Origin of the sequence: Pseudomonas sp. AB6 (assembly GCF_034314105.1) — a bacterium.
In the GTDB taxonomy this organism is placed as follows: Bacteria; Pseudomonadota; Gammaproteobacteria; order Pseudomonadales; family Pseudomonadaceae; genus Aquipseudomonas.
In genome coordinates this window covers 4,382,096-4,400,110 of record NZ_JAVIWJ010000001.1, presented here as the reverse complement: position 1 = coordinate 4,400,110, position 18,015 = coordinate 4,382,096, and the positions used below count along the sequence as shown (strand labels likewise).

General features: G+C 55.2%; 16 protein-coding genes. 3 read left to right on the top strand and 13 right to left on the bottom strand.

What is annotated here, in order from left to right; all coding sequences use genetic code 11:
• Positions 1-73: 73 nt before the first annotated feature.
• Both RGW60_RS20710 and RGW60_RS20705 read right to left on the bottom strand, forming a co-directional pair.
• Positions 74-511 (bottom strand): DUF4399 domain-containing protein, encoded by a 438-nt coding sequence (locus RGW60_RS20710; protein WP_322206343.1) that lies wholly within the window; start codon positions 509-511, stop codon positions 74-76.
• 64 nt (positions 512-575) lie between these two features.
• Positions 576-1,208 carry a 2OG-Fe(II) oxygenase gene (locus tag RGW60_RS20705; RefSeq protein ID WP_322206342.1) on the bottom strand — a complete coding sequence of 211 codons (633 nt, stop codon included), beginning with the start codon at positions 1,206-1,208 and terminating at the stop codon, positions 576-578.
• Between the two features lie 119 nt (positions 1,209-1,327).
• Here RGW60_RS20705 and RGW60_RS20700 point away from each other — a divergent pair, with 119 nt between their 5' ends.
• Positions 1,328-2,086 carry a hypothetical protein gene (locus RGW60_RS20700; RefSeq protein WP_322206341.1) on the top strand — a complete coding sequence of 253 codons (759 nt, stop codon included), beginning with the start codon at positions 1,328-1,330 and terminating at the stop codon, positions 2,084-2,086.
• Between the two features lie 89 nt (positions 2,087-2,175).
• On the opposite strand, the gene RGW60_RS20695 is transcribed toward RGW60_RS20700, so the two are convergent.
• Entirely contained in the window at positions 2,176-3,126 is a 951-nt protein-coding gene (locus tag RGW60_RS20695; protein ID WP_322206340.1) for an alpha/beta hydrolase, read from the bottom strand.
• A gap of 118 nt (positions 3,127-3,244) precedes the next feature.
• On the opposite strand from RGW60_RS20695, the gene RGW60_RS20690 reads away from it, so the two are divergent.
• Complete coding sequence (locus tag RGW60_RS20690; protein ID WP_322206985.1) at positions 3,245-3,808, top strand: DUF6436 domain-containing protein; 564 nt, start codon at positions 3,245-3,247, stop codon at positions 3,806-3,808.
• Positions 3,809-3,823: 15 nt separating this feature from the next.
• On the opposite strand, the gene RGW60_RS20685 is transcribed toward RGW60_RS20690, so the two are convergent.
• Together RGW60_RS20685 and RGW60_RS20680 are read right to left on the bottom strand one after the other, a co-directional pair.
• A complete protein-coding gene (locus RGW60_RS20685) occupies positions 3,824-4,759 on the bottom strand; it encodes a ParB/Srx family N-terminal domain-containing protein (RefSeq protein WP_322206339.1) in 936 nt (311 codons plus the stop codon).
• 59 nt (positions 4,760-4,818) lie between these two features.
• Entirely contained in the window at positions 4,819-6,063 is a 1,245-nt protein-coding gene (locus RGW60_RS20680) for an OprO/OprP family phosphate-selective porin (protein WP_322206338.1), read from the bottom strand.
• A gap of 301 nt (positions 6,064-6,364) precedes the next feature.
• Between RGW60_RS20680 and RGW60_RS20675 the strand changes: the two genes are divergently transcribed.
• Entirely contained in the window at positions 6,365-8,776 is a 2,412-nt protein-coding gene (locus tag RGW60_RS20675) for a penicillin acylase family protein (RefSeq protein WP_322206337.1), read from the top strand.
• A gap of 107 nt (positions 8,777-8,883) precedes the next feature.
• On the opposite strand, the gene RGW60_RS20670 is transcribed toward RGW60_RS20675, so the two are convergent.
• The 8 genes from RGW60_RS20670 to RGW60_RS20635 form a co-directional block, all read right to left on the bottom strand.
• A complete protein-coding gene (locus RGW60_RS20670; protein WP_322206336.1) occupies positions 8,884-9,783 on the bottom strand; it encodes an ABC transporter permease subunit in 900 nt (299 codons plus the stop codon).
• Positions 9,780-10,661, bottom strand: a complete 882-nt coding sequence (locus RGW60_RS20665) for an ABC transporter permease subunit (protein ID WP_322206984.1) — start codon at positions 10,659-10,661, stop codon at positions 9,780-9,782. Before RGW60_RS20665 ends, RGW60_RS20670 begins: the two co-directional genes overlap by 4 nt.
• Before the next feature lie 35 nt (positions 10,662-10,696).
• Entirely contained in the window at positions 10,697-11,839 is a 1,143-nt protein-coding gene (gene potA, locus RGW60_RS20660; protein WP_322206335.1) for a polyamine ABC transporter ATP-binding protein, read from the bottom strand.
• Between the two features lie 57 nt (positions 11,840-11,896).
• Entirely contained in the window at positions 11,897-12,991 is a 1,095-nt protein-coding gene (locus RGW60_RS20655; protein WP_322206334.1) for a polyamine ABC transporter substrate-binding protein, read from the bottom strand.
• Between the two features lie 113 nt (positions 12,992-13,104).
• Positions 13,105-14,205, bottom strand: coding sequence for a polyamine ABC transporter substrate-binding protein (locus tag RGW60_RS20650; RefSeq protein ID WP_322206333.1), 1,101 nt, complete (start codon positions 14,203-14,205; stop codon positions 13,105-13,107).
• A gap of 138 nt (positions 14,206-14,343) precedes the next feature.
• Positions 14,344-15,708: an aspartate aminotransferase family protein gene (locus RGW60_RS20645; RefSeq protein WP_322206332.1), complete on the bottom strand. Its 1,365-nt coding sequence runs from the start codon at positions 15,706-15,708 to the stop codon at positions 14,344-14,346.
• Positions 15,709-15,728: 20 nt separating this feature from the next.
• Positions 15,729-17,087 carry a glutamine synthetase family protein gene (locus RGW60_RS20640; RefSeq protein WP_322206331.1) on the bottom strand — a complete coding sequence of 453 codons (1,359 nt, stop codon included), beginning with the start codon at positions 17,085-17,087 and terminating at the stop codon, positions 15,729-15,731.
• 40 nt (positions 17,088-17,127) lie between these two features.
• On the bottom strand, positions 17,128-17,904 hold the full coding sequence (locus RGW60_RS20635; RefSeq protein WP_322206330.1) for a gamma-glutamyl-gamma-aminobutyrate hydrolase family protein: 777 nt from the start codon (positions 17,902-17,904) through the stop codon (positions 17,128-17,130).
• Between the last annotated feature and the right edge of the window lie 111 nt (positions 17,905-18,015).

The window sequence follows — 18,015 nt, the reverse complement described above, 5'->3', positions numbered from 1 at the left end:
GAATAAAAAAGGAGACCTTCGGGTCTCCTTTTTTTGTGATGCCAAATATCGGTGAGATCAATGTGAGGCGAGATTACTTAACCGTAATCGTGATCTTCTTCGATTCAACCGACGGGTTCAGCGGGATGTGTCCTTTGTCGCCCATCAGCAATTGCAGGGTGTGCTTGCCTGGCGTCAGGGTCAGTTCGGTTTCGGTCTGGCCTTTGCCGAAGTGCTTGACGGTGTCAGTCGCCGGGATTGGCGCATCTAGCGGCAACTTATCTTTCATGTCGATCAGCAGATGGTGGTGGCCGGTATCTGGCATATCGACGCCGGCGGGCGCGACGCCCATACCTTTAAGGCCGAACTGGACCTTGAAGGTCTTACCCACGGTGGCGCCGTCTTTGGGAGAAATAATGTATTCCTCGGCACCTGCGGGCGAAGCGGTTCGCGGTACATCAGCTGCGCTCGCCAACACAGAAGCGCTCAGCAACAGACCCGCAATAGCTACTCGTGACAATAAGGTCTTCATGGTTTCTCCGGGAGATTAACGACACATATCGGACTTTAAACAACGACGTCGGTTCATTCGACACTTAGAACGGGTCATCGCCCCGGCGTCGAAACCAACCGGTCAGGGAAAGCCGCTCTCGGGTCGACGGTAGCACTTCATGGGGTATTTCACCCGAGAGAAATACCACCAGACAGCCGCCGATGGGCTGCACATCGTATTCGGTGTCGCCCTTGAGGGTCATGCGCAATTGACCGCCATGTTCGGGCAACCACGATGGGTTCAGGTAAAGCACTGCCGAGACCGTGCGCCGATCATCATCGCGAAAACGGTCAAGGTGCTTGAGGTAAAACGCCCCTGGCGGGTACAGCGCGAAATGGCTTTCAAAATCCTCCAGCCCAAGAAAAAGCCCTCGATTGAGTGCTTGGCGCAGGCTGTTCATCAGTTCCAGATAACGGTCGCAAGCCTCAGTCTCACCGGCTTCTAGCCATTGAATATGGTCACCGCGAATAGCTTCCCGAATTTCCTGGGTGCCCCCTCGCCCGACGGCCGCAGGCGCAAGCTGGCCATCTTCCGAACGCTTGCGACACTCTTGGGCCAACTCCAGGGTCAGAGCGTCGGGCAAAAAAATGTTTTGCTGCGACCAGCCGTTTGCGGCCAAGTCATCAACGATTCGTAGCAACAGCGGGTGATCAGGGGGGATTCGCATGGCTGGCATAGTATCCATCCGCCTTGAAATCCGACAGGGCCTGCGACCGAACGAGTGTGGAATACAGTGATAACTCGACAAATCCACGCAAGCGCATTGAGAATAGCGCCCTGCTGACAGGAGTCCCTATGCGCCGTTTGTTTGTTTTGTTGTTGATGCTCTGCCCATTGCCCTCTTGGGCAGACGGCCACGACCAGCTGTACAAGGTCGCCGGTTGGCCAGAACAACGCGCGCATTTCGTCGCGGCCCTCAACGCCGCCCAGCAGCGTTACCGCAACAGCCTGCCGCCAGCGGTCTATCAAGCACTGGTCAATAACAGCAATCAACGCTTTGCGCCGCAGGCCATGGACCAGCGCGCCGAACAGCATTTACGGCAAACGTTGAAAGACCCGACGCCCGCTCTGCAATTTTTCCAGTCACCTTTGGGTCTCAAGATCGTCACCGCCGAGCTGACAGCGACTCGTCCCGATCAATTGGCAAAAAACGCTCAGGGCTTGCCGCACATTGAAGCCGGTGCGACCCGTCAGTTATTGATTGGGCATTTGGCCCAGGCGCTGCCTGCGCGTGAAGCCGGGGCCGAAGTCAGCCTCGCCATCGCCGGTGTCGCCGCCGACAGCCTCAGTCAGATGATTCCCGGCCTGTTAGGCGGTGGTCAGGCGCAAGGCATGCTGGAGGGCCAGCGTGAGCGATTGATGCAACAGATCGGCAATGACATGAACAACACGTTGCTCTATGTCTATCGCGACCTTTCCGACCCCGAGCTGGAAGAGTTCGACACCTTCGCCGAATCTCCGGAAGGCAAAGCCTATTATCAGGCCGCCCTGGCAGCGATCCGTGCCGGACTGGCCGTTGGGAAAAGCGCATCGAGCTTGGCGCCGGGGAAATAGTTTGATAACGCATAAACCGCTTCCAGAATAATTCTGGAAGTGGGCCGTGCGGTACTTCAGGCCAATTGCATCGCGGCCTTCGGGAGCGCCTACAAATCCGCGTCGAATTGCTCGTTCAAAAACGCGAAATATTTTTCTCGCAGTACCGGCAGCTCATTGGCCAAGTGATGCCGCGCTTGGCCGAGCATGAAAATTTTTGGGTCGGCGAATTTATCGTGGAGAACCTGAAGGTTGTGTACCCAGTCGACGGTCATGTCGGCGTCGCCCTGGACAATCAATGGGCTGCGGGGGCTGCGGGGGGCGGCTTCGATGCGTTTGATCCACTTCGCCAACGCCCCTACCCATGCTGTGGGAAGACGCCGGGGTTGAAGCGGGTCAGCCAGTAAAAACGGCAGAAAATCCGGGTCATTGGTGTTTTCGCTAAAACGTCGTTCGATGCCTTTGACGAACGGGCTAAACAAGCTGTAGCTCAGTTTTGACAGGTTCCAGCCGCGCGGTCGAACCAACGGCGCCAGCAAAATGCTCTGCCCTTGTGCCGGGCTGTTGGTGCCATGGATCAGCAAGTGGTCGATCACAATCGCCCCGCCGGTGCTTTGCCCGCACAGATGCCAAGGCTGCGGCAATCGCAGGCTCGACGCTTCGTCGAACAAGGCGTCCAAGACCACTTGGTATTCATCAAAGTCGTCAATGCTCGCCCGGACGCCACTCGACAAACCATGCCCCGGCAGGTCGCAGCCGATCACGGCAAACCCACGGCCCAACGCCCAGTCGATAACGTGACGATACAGCCCGATATGGTCGTAAAAACCATGCACCAGAAACAGCGTTGCAATCGGCCGCTCGGGAATCCAGACCTGACTGACCACTTCATAGCCCGCAACATCGAAGCGTCCGAGCCAACTACGAACGGGGGCCTGACTCTCCCGCGTCGCTAAACCATAGAAGTGCTGGTAGGCCCGGCCCTCATCGGACAGTGGTTGTGCTGCGCGCAAAGGCAGGAGGCTGGATCGCAAAGTATCAGGGTCGAAGGTGGCGGGCATGGGTCTTCCAGGCAAAACGGACGTCATTTGCATCCGAGCAAGACGATCAGACAGCGCAGATATTCATCTGTCTCGCCAAGCATGGCAAGCTATGCGCCTCAAAACAGAAGCTGCCCGTATGAATGCGCGTTATCGACCTACCGTCCTTGCCTGTCTGCTTGCGCTTGTTTGCGCGATTGGACTGTGGGCGGCTTACGACTGGTTCCAAGGGCGCTACATTCGCCCGTTCAGCGATCAGACCGCACTGTTCACTGGCGACGGACTCAGTTTGCCCGCTGAATTGGCGGGTCCGGGGCGAATTCGTCTAGTGCATTTTTGGGATCCGGCGTGCCCGTGCAACGTCGCGAATCAACAACACCTGGCTGAACTGGTAGAACGGTTTGGCGGCGCCCAGGGTGTTGATTTCTACTCAGTGCAGAAACCCGGTACTCACGGTCAGCTGCCGAGTACGCTGGAGTCGATCAAGCCGCTGCGCAGCCTGCCAGGTGCCGAACGCATCAGCGCCAGCCCCGCCGTCGCGATTTGGGACCGTGAAGGCAAGCTGGCGTATTTCGGACCTTACAGCGAAGGCGCTACGTGTAATTCCAGCAACAGCTTTATCGAGCCCATCCTCAAGGCGCTCAGTGCTGGGCGGCCGGTCGACGCCACGCACACCATGGCGGTCGGCTGTTATTGCCCGTAGCTGGCGACACCCTGACTATTGGCTATTTATTAAGTGATGGGCGGCCTTGTAGTCGAAGACGTAACGCAGCTTGTCATGGACGGTCTTGCGTAGTGTTTTGCTATCGACTGATGAATAGCCACCCAGTTGCCGTGCATTGAACCCGCTGTCACCGACCAACGCTGCGGCCGGTAATGCCACCATCAAATCACTGGCAGCCTCTAACGCCTTGCGGTAACCAATTCGGTCAACCAAATCAAACGGCGTGATGTCCAACCGAGCTCGCAGCCAGTCGCCCCAATAAAACTCAAGAAACTCCGGGGCAATGTCCGCCAAACTCGGCTTGCCATACGCCGCGCCGCGCGTGAAATAGACCAGACCGCGAAACAGGTCGTTCTGCATGTTCTTCAAGCCGAGGTGCTCAGGCAATTGGGCCGGGTTGATTGTCTGACCGCTGCCGTCCTTCAACCATGTTTTATGCGCATGCTGCATGCGTGCCCAAAACGTGCCACTGTCCGCACTGTCGCTGAAATCATCGGTCACTTTGACCCACATCCTCAAATGCGGGCCGGCGCCGGGCTGATCCCACAGCGTCGTGAATGTGTGATGTCCATCAGTGAGATATAACTTTCCTCCCGGACCGATCACCACGGTTTTCATGTCTTTGGAACGCGTCCCGACCGGGCTTTGGCAGTCGAAGGTCGCAGGATCTAGCAGGTCCGACGCATTTGTCACTCGAACGGATTCGCTTTGGCCGTTGGTCTCGCAGTACTCATCGAACAACGTTGAGCGCTGATCTGCGAAACGTGCGAGCTTGTAATAGATCTGATCAAAGCCGATGACCGCCTGGGTCGGATGTAATTGATCGAGACTAACTTCAATCAATGTCCCCGGTGTGGGGGTGGAAAACGCTTGCGCGTGGAGAGTGAATACACACAAGAACATAGTCAGCAGGAACGAGCTCTTACGCACAGTGGGCCCCTTTACGATTAGAAGTCCCCGCCAAAGCGGGGATCAGATGCCATCATCCCTTAGAAAACGTACTGCAAGCGCAAGCTCAGGGCATCGCCGTCGTTATCGCCGTTCTCGTTCGAAATATGGGACGTGTTGGTTCGCAAATAGTTGGCCGAGACTTTCACCGCCTGATTGGCGTACCAATTGACGCCTACTGTTTGCACTTTTGCACCGCTATCGAGGAAGCCGCTCTCTTCCACGTTGGCATGGTCGTACCGGTAGAACACTTCCCACGCGCCCCATTGCGCGTTCTCTGGTTTGACGCCACTGAAGCTTGCACCGTCGAGTTTGTAACCTCTGGATTCTCCCGTCAGTGTGTAGGCGACCTGGCCGTAATAACCGGTCGCATCCCGATCATGCCGCACCGATTCCGACTTAGCCTCAAGGGTTCTGCGCACGTATTCGCTTTGGACTGAAAACGGACCGGCAGCGTAGGCAAACTCAAGCCCCATGGCGGCATCGCCGTCATAGGCGCCGGCGACTTTAGGCGCGAGGTCTGGTCGGTGACCGTTGCCATTTTCTGAGGTGCCACGAACGCCTAGGCGAGTACGGATACGTCCGTCCGACTCGTCGGCGTCGTTGTAGGCGTAATTAATACCAAAGTGAAGAACATTTCCAGGCTTGGACCACGGCGCGAATACCGCACGCAAGTTATAGTTATTTTGTGTTTTGCCATTTTCATTCTCGTTCGACGACGGCCGCAAGATACTCGCCGAGCCATAAAAACTGTCCAGCGTGCCATGCACCTGAATGCCCATTCCTTCGTCATGATCACTGGCCCACGGCGCCAGTTCCGAAATCATGCTGGACTCGATTGCGGTGTTCCACTTGGAACTGATGGCATTCTCCAGACCAAAATCGGGGTCGAATCGGCCTATTTGAAGCGTTACAGGGTCGAAGCCGAGATAGCTGACAAATGCTTCTTTGATCGGTGTATTGGAGTTGCTGAAATCCACAGCGAAGTCATAGCCCCAGACCCCGTAGGCCTTTCCTGATAAGTCCAAGCGTGCTCGACGCAAATAGGCACTGTCCGCTGTCTTACCGTTTAGGCTGTAGGTGCCGCCAAACTGATCGACGTCGGCTTGTATCCGTCCACCCAATTGGAAACTGAACTGGTCATCGTCTGTAGCGATTTCCAATCCGCCCTTTGTTTTCACGACGATATCGGCGCCATCGGTGGTCACACTTCCGGCGAATGCATCGGCGGACACCGCCAACGCCAATACGCAAAAATTCAAACCACTTTGGTACTTGCTGATCATCGGAGCATCTCCCTAAATACGACGTATGGACTTCATTGCCCAATGCCTTTTATTGAAGAAACGCATCCTGATTGCCGAAAATGTCAGTACCGTTTATGTCGAACCCCGTTGTGCTACCAAATACGTCACGTACCAGACCCAACCCAATGCCAACGGCTGGCCGCCAAGTCTCAGCCAAAGTGTTACCTGATTTATGGCCTCTATTTACGACGTGGATATGCCGTCATTCTGCCGTTGACTACACACCGTCAAAGCAAATCTGTAGCCTGCAAATTCAGACCTATCAATGACAGGACTTTAGATGAAACGCGGCCTAACCTTTCTCGCCCTTCTTCTCGCCGTCGTCATTGTCATCCTCGCTGGCGGAGGTTTTTGGTACGTCAACAGCAAGCAACCGACGCGTCAGGGCGAGATGTCGCTCAAGCACCTGCAAGCGCCAGTCACCGTGCGTTATGACGAACGTGGTGTGCCGCATATCAACGCTGAAAACGAGACGGATATGTATCGCGCTCTAGGTTATGCGCAGGCTCAAGATCGACTGTTTCAGATGGAAATGATGCGACGCCTATCCCGTGGCGAATTATCCGAAGTGCTGGGCGTTAAACTGGTGAGCACAGATAAACTGTTCCGCAGCCTGAGGATTCGCGAGCGCGCCGACGCCATTGTCGCGCAGCAGGACAAGCAGGCGCCGTCATGGCAAGCCCTTGAAGCCTACCTGGATGGCATCAACCAGTATCAAGACACACACTCCAGCCCCATCGAGTTCGATGTATTGGGCATCAAAAAAAGACCCTTTACTGTCGCCGACACCTTGAGCGTCGTCGGCTATATGGCCTACAGCTTTGCCGCCGCGTTTCGCACCGAACCATTGTTGACCTACATCCGCGATGAGTTAGGGCCGGAGTATTTGAGCATTTTTGATTTGGCTTGGCAGCCCAAGGGCGCGTTTGGCCAGACTCAAGGCCCATCACCGGCACTCGTCAGCGCTGACTGGAAAGGTTTGGACGCCCTGGCTCAACTCAGCCAACGCGCGCTGGAAGACGCCGGGCTGCCGCAGTTTGAAGGCAGTAATGCCTGGGTAATTTCCGGCAGTCGGACCAAAAGTGGCAAGCCGCTGCTGGCGGGTGATCCGCACATTCGTTTCTCGGTGCCGTCGGTGTGGTACGAGGCGCACCTGTCGGCACCCGGCTTCGAACTGTATGGGCATCATCAGCCGCTGGACCCGTTTGCGGCGCTGGGGCACAACCGTGACTTCGGCTGGAGTCTGACCATGTTTCAGAACGACGACGTTGACCTGATCGCCGAGCGGGTCAATCCCGGTAACCCTAATCAGGTGTGGTATCACGGTGGCTGGGTCGACATGACCCACAGCCAGCAGCAGATTCTGATCAAGGGTTTGCCGGCAATAACCCTGGATCTGCGGCGCTCACCCCACGGCCCGATCGTTAACGATGCGCTGGGTGCGTTGACGGGCCCGACGCCGATTGCTATGTGGTGGTCATTTCTGGAATCCGAAAACCCGATCATAGAAGGTTTCTACGAGGCCAATCGCGCTGACACCTTGAGCAAAATGCGCACGGCGGCACAGAAGATTCAATCGCCAGGGCTGAACATCGTCTGGGCCAACGCCAACGGCGACATCGGCTGGTGGGCCGCCGCGCAATTGCCGATTCGCCCCGAGGGGGTCAATCCCACGTTTATTCTCGACGGGGGCACCGCCGAGGCTGACAAGGGCGGTTTCTATCCGTTCAGCGCCAACCCACAGGAAGAAAATCCGGCACGGGGCTATATCGTGTCGGCCAACGCTCAACCCTTATCACCGACCGGAATGGAAATTCCCGGTTATTACAATCTCCCCGATCGGGGCCAACAGTTGAATAGGCAATTGAGTGATCCAGCGGTGAAATGGGATCTGCAGAACAGTAAAAAGCTGCAACTCGGTACGCAGACGGCGTATGCCGGACGTGTGTTAAAACCCCTGATCCCGGTGTTGCGCAGCGCGGTGACCGATCCTGAAGAACGGGCTCTGGTAGAGCGGTTGGCAAGCTGGAAGGGCGACTATTCGCTGGATTCGGTAGGCGCCACGCTGTTCAACGAGTTCGTCTATGACCTGATCAACGCCACAATGCGCGACGAGTTGGGCGATGGCTTTTTCGATTCGCTGCTAGCAACGCGAGTGATTGATGCTGCCCTGCCAAGATTGGCCGCCGACGCCGATTCGCCGTGGTGGGACAACCGCAATACACCGGTCAAAGAATCCCGCGCCGACATCGTTAAGCAAGCATGGCACGAGAGCGTTTCGCACCTCAGAGCCGTGTATGGCGACAACGCGTTTGATTGGCAGTGGGGTAAAGCTCACACCTTGACCCACGAACACCCGCTGGGCATGCAAAAGCCGTTGGATAAGCTATTCAACGTCGGCCCGTTCCCGGCGCCAGGTACTCATGAGGTGCCAAACAACCTGTCTGCGCGTATCAGTCAAGCGCCATGGCGAGTGATCTACGGGCCATCGACACGGCGCTTGATTGATTTCGCCGATCCGGCCCACAGCTTGGGGATCAACCCGGTTGGACAAAGCGGCGTGCTATTTGATAAGCACTATTCGGATCAGGCCAAGACCTATGTCGAAGGCGGATACGTGCCGCAGCATTTTGACGAGGCAGATGTGGCGGCGAGTACCAAGGAAATTTTGAGGTTGGTGCCAGCTAGATAAAATCCCTGTAGATACGGTCTTGTTGGCGAGAGGCTTGATGCGGTGTGTCTGGTACCACGCTTCGCCAACAAGTTGGTTCTACAGATGATATGCCGCAAACCTCTGGCCTACGCTGGCTCCACGGCCTTGGGCATAGGAGCGCGACGTGGGTCGGGTTGTTTCCATGACTCGGCTGCGGCTTCGTCGACGGCCAATTGGATGGCTCGCTTACGCGAGTCTTCAGCTCTACGGCTAAAGAACCAGACCATGAACGTTGCAATCGACACTGCCAACAGGATCAAACTGGCAATTGCGTTGATTTCCGGTTTAACCCCTAAGCGCACGGCCGAGAATACTTCCATCGGCAGGGTGGTTGAACCCGGGCCAGAGACAAAACTTGCAAGTACCAAGTCATCCAGCGAAAGGGCAAACGACATCATGGCGCCCGCTGCCAGCGACGGTGCGATCATTGGAATCGTGATCTGGAAGAACACCTTCCACGGTCGCGCGCCAAGGTCCATGGCTGCTTCTTCGATGGACATGTCCAGCTCACGTAAGCGTGCCGAAACTACCACTGATACATAAGCAGAACAGAACGTGGTGTGGGCAATCCAGATCGTGACGATGCCGCGCTCTTGCGGCCAACCGATCAATTGCGCCATGAACACAAACAACAGCAACAGTGACAGACCGGTGATCACTTCCGGCATTACCAACGGCGCGGTTGCCAGCCCACCAAACAGGGTGCGGCCTTTGAAGTGCGCGATGCGGGTCAGCACGAACGCCGCCATTGTCCCCAACGCCACAGCGGCGACCGACGTATAGCAGGCGATTTCCAGCGAACGCGCCACCGCTCCCATCAGTTGCGTGTTGTCCAGCAGTCCGACGTACCAATTGATCGACCATCCGCCCCACACCGTCACCAGCTTGGAGGCGTTGAAGGAGTAAATAACCAAGATGACCATGGGCGCATAAATAAATACCAGCCCAAGTACCAGCATCACGTTTGAGAACCTGAAAGCCTTCATGCTTTCGCCTCCAGTTCTTTAGCCTGACTGCGGTTGAACAAGATTATCGGCACAATCAATACCGCCAACATAACCACCGCCAACGCTGACGCCACCGGCCAGTCACGGTTGTTAAAGAATTCTTGCCAGAGTATTCGACCAATCATCAACGTCTCGGGGCCACCGAGCAGTTCCGGGATCACAAACTCGCCGACCACGGGAATAAACACCAGCATGCAGCCGGCGATGATGCCGTTTTTAGAAAGCGGCACAGTGATCTTCCAGAAGCTGTTAAACGTACTGGAACCCAAATCGGACGCGGCCTCCAGCAAGCTCTGATCGTGCTTCACCAAGTTCGCGAACAACGGCAAAATCATGAACGGCAGGTACGAATAGACCACGCCGATATACACCGCCACATTGGTGTTGAGGATGTGTAGGGGTTCATTGATCACGCCCAACCACATCAGGAATGAGTTCAAAAGCCCGTTATTGCTGAGGATGCCCATCCACGCATAGACCCTAATAAGGATCGCGGTCCACGTCGGCATCATGATCAACAGCAGCAAAACGGTCTGGCTTTCTTTTTTCGCCGTGGCGATACCGTAGGCCATGGGATAGCCAATCAACAAGCACAGCAGCGTGCTGAAAAAGGCCATCTTCAGCGAGCCCAGGTACGCGGCGATGTACAACTCGTCGTTGCCGAGCAACGCGTAGTTACCGAAGTTCAGGATCATCGAGAACTTCTGTTCAACGAAGCTGAAAATCTCGGTGTATGGCGGGATGGCTACGTCTGCTTCAGCGAAGCTGATTTTCAGCACGATGATGAAAGGCAGCATGAAAAACAAAAACATCCAAATAAAGGGCACCCCAATGACCATCTGCCGGCCACCGGGAATTATTCGAGTCAGTGCGCGCTGAAATTTCTGATTTTTCATGAGCGCAGCACCACGCCACTGTCGTCTTCCCACCAGACATACACTTCGTCATCCCAAGTCGGTCGTGCACCACGGCGCTCGGCATTGGCCACGAACGACTGAACCAGCTTGCCGCAAGGCAGTTGCACGTAGAACACCGAATGCCCACCTAAGTAAGCGATGTCATGGACTTTGCCCCGAGACCAGTTGTGCTCGCAGGTCGGCATCTCGGTCGTAACCAACAGTTTTTCGGGACGAATCGCGTAGGTGATGCGCTTGTCCTCCACGGACGTACTGATGCCATGGCCGACGTAGATATTGCGTTCCAGTTCCGGGCTTGAGATCAGCGCATGGCCTTCGGCGTCTTCGATCACCTCGCCTTCGAACAAATTCACGTTGCCGATGAATTCACAGACCAAACGGCTGGTGGGGGTTTCGTAGATGTCGATCGGGCTGCCAATCTGCGCAATCCAGCCCAAATGCATGATCGCAATGCGCTGGGCCATGGTCATGGCCTCTTCCTGATCGTGGGTCACCATGATGCAGGTCACGCCGACGCGCTCGATGATTTCCACCAATTCGAGCTGCATGTGCGAACGCAGCTTTTTATCCAGTGCGCCCATCGGTTCATCGAGGAGCAGCAACTTCGGTTTTTTCGCCAACGAGCGCGCCAAGGCCACCCGCTGCCGCTGGCCGCCTGACAGTTGATGCGGTTTACGCTTGGCGTATTCGCTCATCTGCACCAGCTTGAGCATTTCCGCGACACGGGCGTCTATTTCCTGACTGGAAATTTTGTCTTGCTTCAAACCGAAGGCGATGTTCTGCGCCACAGTCATATGCGGGAACAGTGCGTAGGACTGAAACATCATGTTGATCGGCCGCTCGTAAGGCGGCATATCGGTAATGTCGACGCCGTCGAGGTAAATTCGCCCCTCGGTGGGTCGCTCGAAGCCCGCAAGCATACGAAGTAAAGTAGATTTTCCTGAACCAGATCCCCCGAGCAACGCAAAAATTTCGCCCTTGTTGATCTGCAGGGACACATCGTCCACGGCAATCGTCTCGTCGAACTTCTTCGTGACCCGGTCGATTTTGACCAGCACCTGTTTAGGTTGCTGATCACCCTCGAGGGCTTTCTTATAGGCGCCGGAGGCAACTGCCATGTGGTGGAACTCCCAACAAAATTTTCAGCCCGACCAATACAGCCGGGCCCGGATTTTTTATTTGCCCGACTTGACCTTGGTCCAGCTGCGGGTCATCAATCGTTGCACCTTAGGTGGCAATTCAGCACTGACGTAGAGCTTGTCCAGCACCTCTTGCGGTGGGTAAACCGCAGCATCGGTCCGTACCTTTTGATCCATCAGCTTGTCAGCCTTTGGGTTCGGGTTGGCATAACCGACGGTGTCGCTGACCTGGGCGATCACCTCAGGTTTCAGCAAATAGTTGATAAACGCATGGGCCTCTTTGACATTAGGCGCGTCGCTGGGTATCGCGAGCATGTCAAACCACAGATTGCCGCCCTCTTTGGGAATCGCATACGCAATTTTCACACCCCTACCGGCTTCGGCTGCACGGGCCCGCGCCTGGAAAACATCACCGGAAAAACCGGCTGCGACGCAGATGTTCCCGTTAGCAAGATCAGTGATGTATTTCGACGAGTTGAAATAGGTTATATACGGCCGCACCGCCAGCAATTTCGCCTCAGCTTTGGCGTAATCCTTAGGGTCTTCACTGTTCGGTTTCAGGCCCATGTAGTTGAGCACTGCGGGAATCATTTCATCAGCCGAGTCGAGAAAAGCGACGCCGCACTTTGACAGTTTCTTGATGTTTTCCGGCTCGAACAGCATGGCCCAAGAATCGATTTTATCGACACCAAGCACCGCTTTCACTTTATCGACGTTGTAGCCGATGCCGTTGGTGCCCCACAGATAAGGCACAGCGTATTGATTACCCGGATCGTTCTTTTGCAAACGTTTGAGCAGCGCCGGGTCGAGATTTGCATAGTTGGACAACTTGGATTTGTCGAGCTTCTGAAAGGCACCCGCTTTAATCTGCTTGCCTAAAAAATGATTAGACGGCACGACCACGTCGTACCCGGTATGCCCCGCGAGCAATTTGCCTTCGAGGGTCTCGTTGGAATCGAAAACGTCGTACACCGGTTTGATATGAGTAGCCGCTTCAAAATCCACCAGCGTAGTTTCGCCAATGTAATCCGACCAATTATAAATATGCACAGTAGGTGCCGCATAAGCGCTGACCGCCAAGGCCAGGCTTGCTCCCGCCAGCATGGTTTTACGAAATAAAGAAATGCGCATGGGGTGGTCCTTATTGTTAGGCCTTTGCCCGAGATCTGTAGTAGCCAACTTGTTGGCGAAGCGGATTGTCGCGCATACCGCCCCGCCAACAAGTTAGCACCTGCAGAAAGCCGTTATTTACCGGATTTGATGGTGGTCCAGCTGCGTGTCAGCAAGCGCAGCGTGGGTGCTGGCAAATCGCTGATGGCATACAGTTTTGCCTGGATCTCAGCCGGTGGATAAACGCCTGGGTCGCTAGTAATGTCTTTATCAACCAAGGCTGTAGCCGCCGCGTTGCCGTTCGGGAAGTGCACGCTGTTGGTGATGGCCGCCATGATTTCCGGCTTCATGATGAAGTTCATGAATTTGTAAGCCCCTTCAACGTTCTCGGCGTCTTTAGGGATGGCAACCATATCGTAAAAGCTGCCAGCGCCTTCTTTCGGAATCGAGTAGCTGACCTTGACCTTGTCGCCGGCTTCAGCAGCACGGGCTTTGGCCTGATACACGTCACCCGAATAACCGACCGCTACGCAGATGTTGCCGTTGGCCAGGTCGGAGATGTATTTGGAGGAGTGAAAGTACGCCACTGACGGACGAATTTTAAGGAACAGCTGTTCAGCCTTCTTGATCTGGTCCTTGTCTTGGGTGTTGGTCGCGAAACCCAAGTAATGCAGGGCAATCGGCATCATCTCGGTCGGTGAGTCGAGGAAGCTGATACCACAGTCCTTGAGCTTGGCTGCGTTCTCGGGCTTGAACACTAGGTCCCATGAATTCACCGGTGCGTCTGCGCCCAATGCGGCTTTGACTTTCTCGGCGTTGTAACCAATCCCGATCGAACCCCACATGTACGGGAACGCATGCTTATTACCCGGGTCGCTAGCTTTTCCGACCGTGCTTAGCAGACTCTGGTTAAGATTTTTCCAGTTTGGCAGCTTGGACTTGTCCAGTTCCAAATAGACGCCAGCCTTGATCTGCTTTGCCAGGAAGTTGTTGGACGGCACCACGATGTCGTACCCGGATTTACCAGCCAGCAACTTGGCTTCCAGAGTTTCGTTGCTGTCAAAAACGTCATAGACGACTTTGATACCCGACTCTTTTTCAAACTGGGCGATGGTGTCCGGTGCAATGTAGTCCGACCAGTTATAGACGTGTAGTACTTTATCGTCGGCCTGAGCAGCGGCGGCCACCACACCCATAAGGGATAAGGCGAGAAGGGTCTTGCCAAATATTTTCATGCGTGGAGCTCCATTGTTAGAACACTACCGTTAGGTCGCGGTGACTGATTACTGAAACAGTCGGTTGTCTGGCAAGATTTTGGGCGGCCTTCAAGACCGCCGAATCCGCCTTTTCTTTTTTCCGGCTGAGCCTAGCACTTAGCCTTGTAATACATGCAACGTCAGATCAAGGCAGGTGCGCGCCTTGGTGATCAATTCGTCGATTTCGGCAAAACTAATGACCAAGGGGGGCGAAATGATCATGGTGTCACCTACCGCACGCATGATCAGGCCGTTATCAAAGCAGAATGTCCGGCAGATCATGCCAGCACCTTGGCCGACATAACGCTCGCGAGTGGCCTTATCTTTCACCAACTCAATCGCGCCCAACAGTCCAACACCCCGAACCTCACCGACCAGCGGGTGATCATTCAGCTCACGTAAACGCTTTTGCAAATAAGGTGCCGTTTCAGCCTTTACGCGCTCGACGATTTTTTCATCGCGCAAGATTCGAATGTTTTCCAGGGCGACAGCCGCCGCCACCGGATGCCCGGAATAGGTAAAGCCATGATTGAAATCGCCGCCTTCATTAAGCACCTTGACCACTTCGTCGCGCACGATCAGTCCGCCCATGGGGATATATCCCGAGGTCAGGCCTTTGGCGATGGTCATCATGTCCGGCTTGAGATCGTAGAAATCGGACCCGAACCACTCACCGGTGCGACCAAATCCGCAGATCACTTCATCGGCGACGAATAAAATGTCGTACTTGGCGAGAATCTCTTTGATTTTCGGCCAATAGGTTTTAGGCGGAACGATCACGCCGCCCGCGCCCTGAATCGGCTCGGCAATAAAAGCACCCACGTTATTGACGCCCAACTCGATAATCTTCGCTTCCAGTTGTTCGGCGGCCCACACCCCGAACTCGTCCGGACTCATGTCGCCGCCTTCACCGAACCAATACGGCTGAGGAATGTGGACGATGCCCGGAATCGGTAAGTCGCCCTGCTCATGCATATAAGTCATGCCGCCCAAGCTGGCGCCCGCCACTGTCGAGCCGTGATAACCGTTGACCCGACTGATAATGATCTTCTTGCTCGGCTGCCCCTTGATAGCCCAGTAATGACGGACCATACGCAGCATGGTGTCGTTACCTTCCGAACCAGAACCGGTGAAAAACACATGATTCATGCCTTCGGGCGCGATATCGGAAATGGCTTTAGCCAATTCCAGCACCGGCGGGTGGGCGGTTTGGAAGAACAAGTTGTAATAAGGCAGCTCACGCATTTGTTTGCTAGCGGCATCTGCCAGTTCTTCGCGACCATAACCGATGGCGACGCACCAGAGACCGGCCATGCCGTCGAGAATTTTGTGGCCTTCGCTGTCCCACAGGTAAACACCCTTGGCGCGAGTAATAATGCGTGGGCCTTTTTCCTGCAGTTGTTTGTAGTCACTGAACGGCGCTAAGTGATGATCTCGGCTCAGGGCCTGCCATTGGCGCGTTTGTGTTGTGCTGGTACTCATACCGCAATTCTCCGTATTTATCAGACCGCGAACAGCAGGAACTCACGTTCCCAGGAGCTGATCACGCGCTTGAAATTCTCATGCTCGGCACGCTTGACTGCGACGTAACCAACGATGAACTTCTTGCCGAGGTATTTTTCGATAGTCTTGCTGTTTTCCATCCGTTCCAGCGCGTCCTCAATGGTCAGTGGCAGGCGCAGGTTGCGCCGCTCATAACCTCGCCCGACGACCGGCGCACTGGGGTTAATTGCCTCGACCATGCCGATAAAGCCACACAACAGGCTGGCGGCAATCGCCAGATAAGGGTTGGCATCGGCCCCTGGGAGGCGGTTTTCCACACGACGGTTTTGCGGGCCAGCGTCCGGTACGCGCAACCCGACTGTGCGGTTCTCTTCGCCCCACTCCACGTTCACTGGCGCAGAAGTATCGGGCAGAAAACGGCGGAACGAATTTACGTTCGGCGCGAACAACGGCAGCAGTTCAGGGATAAATTTTTGCAGTCCACCGATGTGGCACAAAAACAACTCACTCATCGTCCCGTCTTCATTAGAAAAGATGTTTTTGCCGGTAGCGACATCAATGACGTTCTGATGCAAATGCATCGCGCTGCCCGGCTCTCCGGTCATGGGCTTGGCCATGAAGGTGGCAGCTACATCGTGCTTGAGCGCGGCTTCGCGCATGGTGCGCTTGAACACCAGAATCTGATCCGCCAATGACAATGCATTGCCGTGACGGAAGTTAATTTCCATTTGGGCCGTGCCGTCTTCGTGGATCAACGTATCAAGATCCAGGTTCTGTAACTCACACCAGTCATAAACATCTTCGAACAGCGGATCGAATTCGTTGGCGGCTTCTATAGAGAAGGATTGACGCCCGGTTTCCGGGCGACCGGAGCGGCCTATCGGCGGCTGCAACGGAAAATCAGGATCTTCGCAGCGCTTGGTCAGATAAAACTCCATCTCTGGCGCCACAATGGGCTGCCAGCCTTTGTCGGCATAGAGTTTAAGAACTTTCTTCAATACGTTGCGCGGAGACAACTCAATGGGGTTGCCCTGCTTGTCGTAGGTGTCGTGAATGACTTGGGCGGTAGGCTCGATGGCCCATGGGACAAGAAACACGGCATTTTGATCGGGGCGGCAGATCATGTCGATGTCGGCCGGGTCCAGCAGTTCGTAATAGATGTCATCTTCGACATAATCACCGGTGACCGTCTGCAGCAACACGCTCTCCGGCAGCCGCATGCCTTTTTCGGCGATGAATTTATTAGTGGGTGAAATCTTGCCACGAGTGATCCCGGTGAGGTCGCTGATCATGCATTCGACTTCGGTGATCTTGTGCTCTTTCAACCAATCCGTGAGCTGATCGAGGTTGTTACTCATAAATACCTCATGGGTCATAAAACCTGGGCCCGATGAGGACTCAGGCACGTTTTAACGCGTCTGCGTCGCGTAGTTTCGCCCGCGCTCGACAGGCATCGCCAAATGCCTGAAAGATCGCAAGGTAGTTCGGATTCGAGGTGACCTGCCATTCAGGGTGCCATTGCACGCCCAACGCAAAACTTAAGCCTGCCTCGACCGAAATCGCTTCAATCAGCCCATCCGGCGCCAGCGCTTCGACGCGCAAGCCAAGCCCCAGACGCTCAACGCCCTGTCCGTGAATCGAGTTGACTTCGATTTCACTCGGTAAGCCGAGAGCTGCAAGAACGCCGCCTGGCTGGATATACATCGTATGACTGGGACCGTATTGGACGTCGAGCGGATCGTCACTTTGCTCACGATGGTCCATGAACGTTCCGACTTCATGAACCTGCTGGTGCAGGCTCCCGCCGAACGCGACATTCATTTCTTGAAAGCCTCGGCAGATACCCAATATCGGTACGCCCGCTGCCACAGCTGCACGAATTAACGGTAAGGTGGTGCGATCGCGTTCAGGATCATGATCAGTGCCTGGCAAACTGGCTGGGCCGCCGTAGTGATAGGGCTCGACATTGGAGGGCGACCCGGTAAACAGGAGCCCATCAAGACTGGAAAGAAGGTCGGCAGGGTCGAGTAATTCGGCCAGTGAAGGCAGGATCAGTGGCAGGCCCTTAGCAGCAAGAGCGACTGCGTGTACATATTTGTCACCACTGATGTGATAACTGTGCAGACCAATCTGCTTAGTGCAGGCGGTCACGCCGATTAACGGCAGGCGAGACATGGGACCCCCGGTATTATTGCTATTTTGGGTTGCAATCGAGCTTAGCCTTGTTCATTTTTTTACACAACACCCCCGTAAAAAATAGAACACAGCCCGCTCAAGCCTGCATAT

What these genes read in the sequence shown, in the direction of transcription:
- RGW60_RS20710 (WP_322206343.1), bottom strand. Translation starts at nt 511, where the DNA reads ATGAAGACCTTATTGTCACGAGTAGCTATTGCGGGTCTGTTGCTGAGC.
- RGW60_RS20635 (WP_322206330.1), bottom strand. Translation starts at nt 17,904, where the DNA reads ATGTCTCGCCTGCCGTTAATCGGCGTGACCGCCTGCACTAAGCAGATT.
- RGW60_RS20670 (WP_322206336.1), bottom strand. Translation starts at nt 9,783, where the DNA reads ATGAAGGCTTTCAGGTTCTCAAACGTGATGCTGGTACTTGGGCTGGTA.
- RGW60_RS20680 (WP_322206338.1), bottom strand. Translation starts at nt 6,063, where the DNA reads ATGATCAGCAAGTACCAAAGTGGTTTGAATTTTTGCGTATTGGCGTTG.
- RGW60_RS20645 (WP_322206332.1), bottom strand. Translation starts at nt 15,708, where the DNA reads ATGAGTACCAGCACAACACAAACGCGCCAATGGCAGGCCCTGAGCCGA.
- RGW60_RS20675 (WP_322206337.1), top strand. Translation starts at nt 6,365, where the DNA reads ATGAAACGCGGCCTAACCTTTCTCGCCCTTCTTCTCGCCGTCGTCATT.
- RGW60_RS20690 (WP_322206985.1), top strand. Translation starts at nt 3,245, where the DNA reads ATGAATGCGCGTTATCGACCTACCGTCCTTGCCTGTCTGCTTGCGCTT.
- RGW60_RS20695 (WP_322206340.1), bottom strand. Translation starts at nt 3,126, where the DNA reads ATGCCCGCCACCTTCGACCCTGATACTTTGCGATCCAGCCTCCTGCCT.
- RGW60_RS20700 (WP_322206341.1), top strand. Translation starts at nt 1,328, where the DNA reads ATGCGCCGTTTGTTTGTTTTGTTGTTGATGCTCTGCCCATTGCCCTCT.
- potA (WP_322206335.1), bottom strand. Translation starts at nt 11,839, where the DNA reads ATGGCAGTTGCCTCCGGCGCCTATAAGAAAGCCCTCGAGGGTGATCAG.
- RGW60_RS20640 (WP_322206331.1), bottom strand. Translation starts at nt 17,087, where the DNA reads ATGAGTAACAACCTCGATCAGCTCACGGATTGGTTGAAAGAGCACAAG.
- RGW60_RS20655 (WP_322206334.1), bottom strand. Translation starts at nt 12,991, where the DNA reads ATGCGCATTTCTTTATTTCGTAAAACCATGCTGGCGGGAGCAAGCCTG.
- RGW60_RS20650 (WP_322206333.1), bottom strand. Translation starts at nt 14,205, where the DNA reads ATGAAAATATTTGGCAAGACCCTTCTCGCCTTATCCCTTATGGGTGTG.
- RGW60_RS20705 (WP_322206342.1), bottom strand. Translation starts at nt 1,208, where the DNA reads ATGCCAGCCATGCGAATCCCCCCTGATCACCCGCTGTTGCTACGAATC.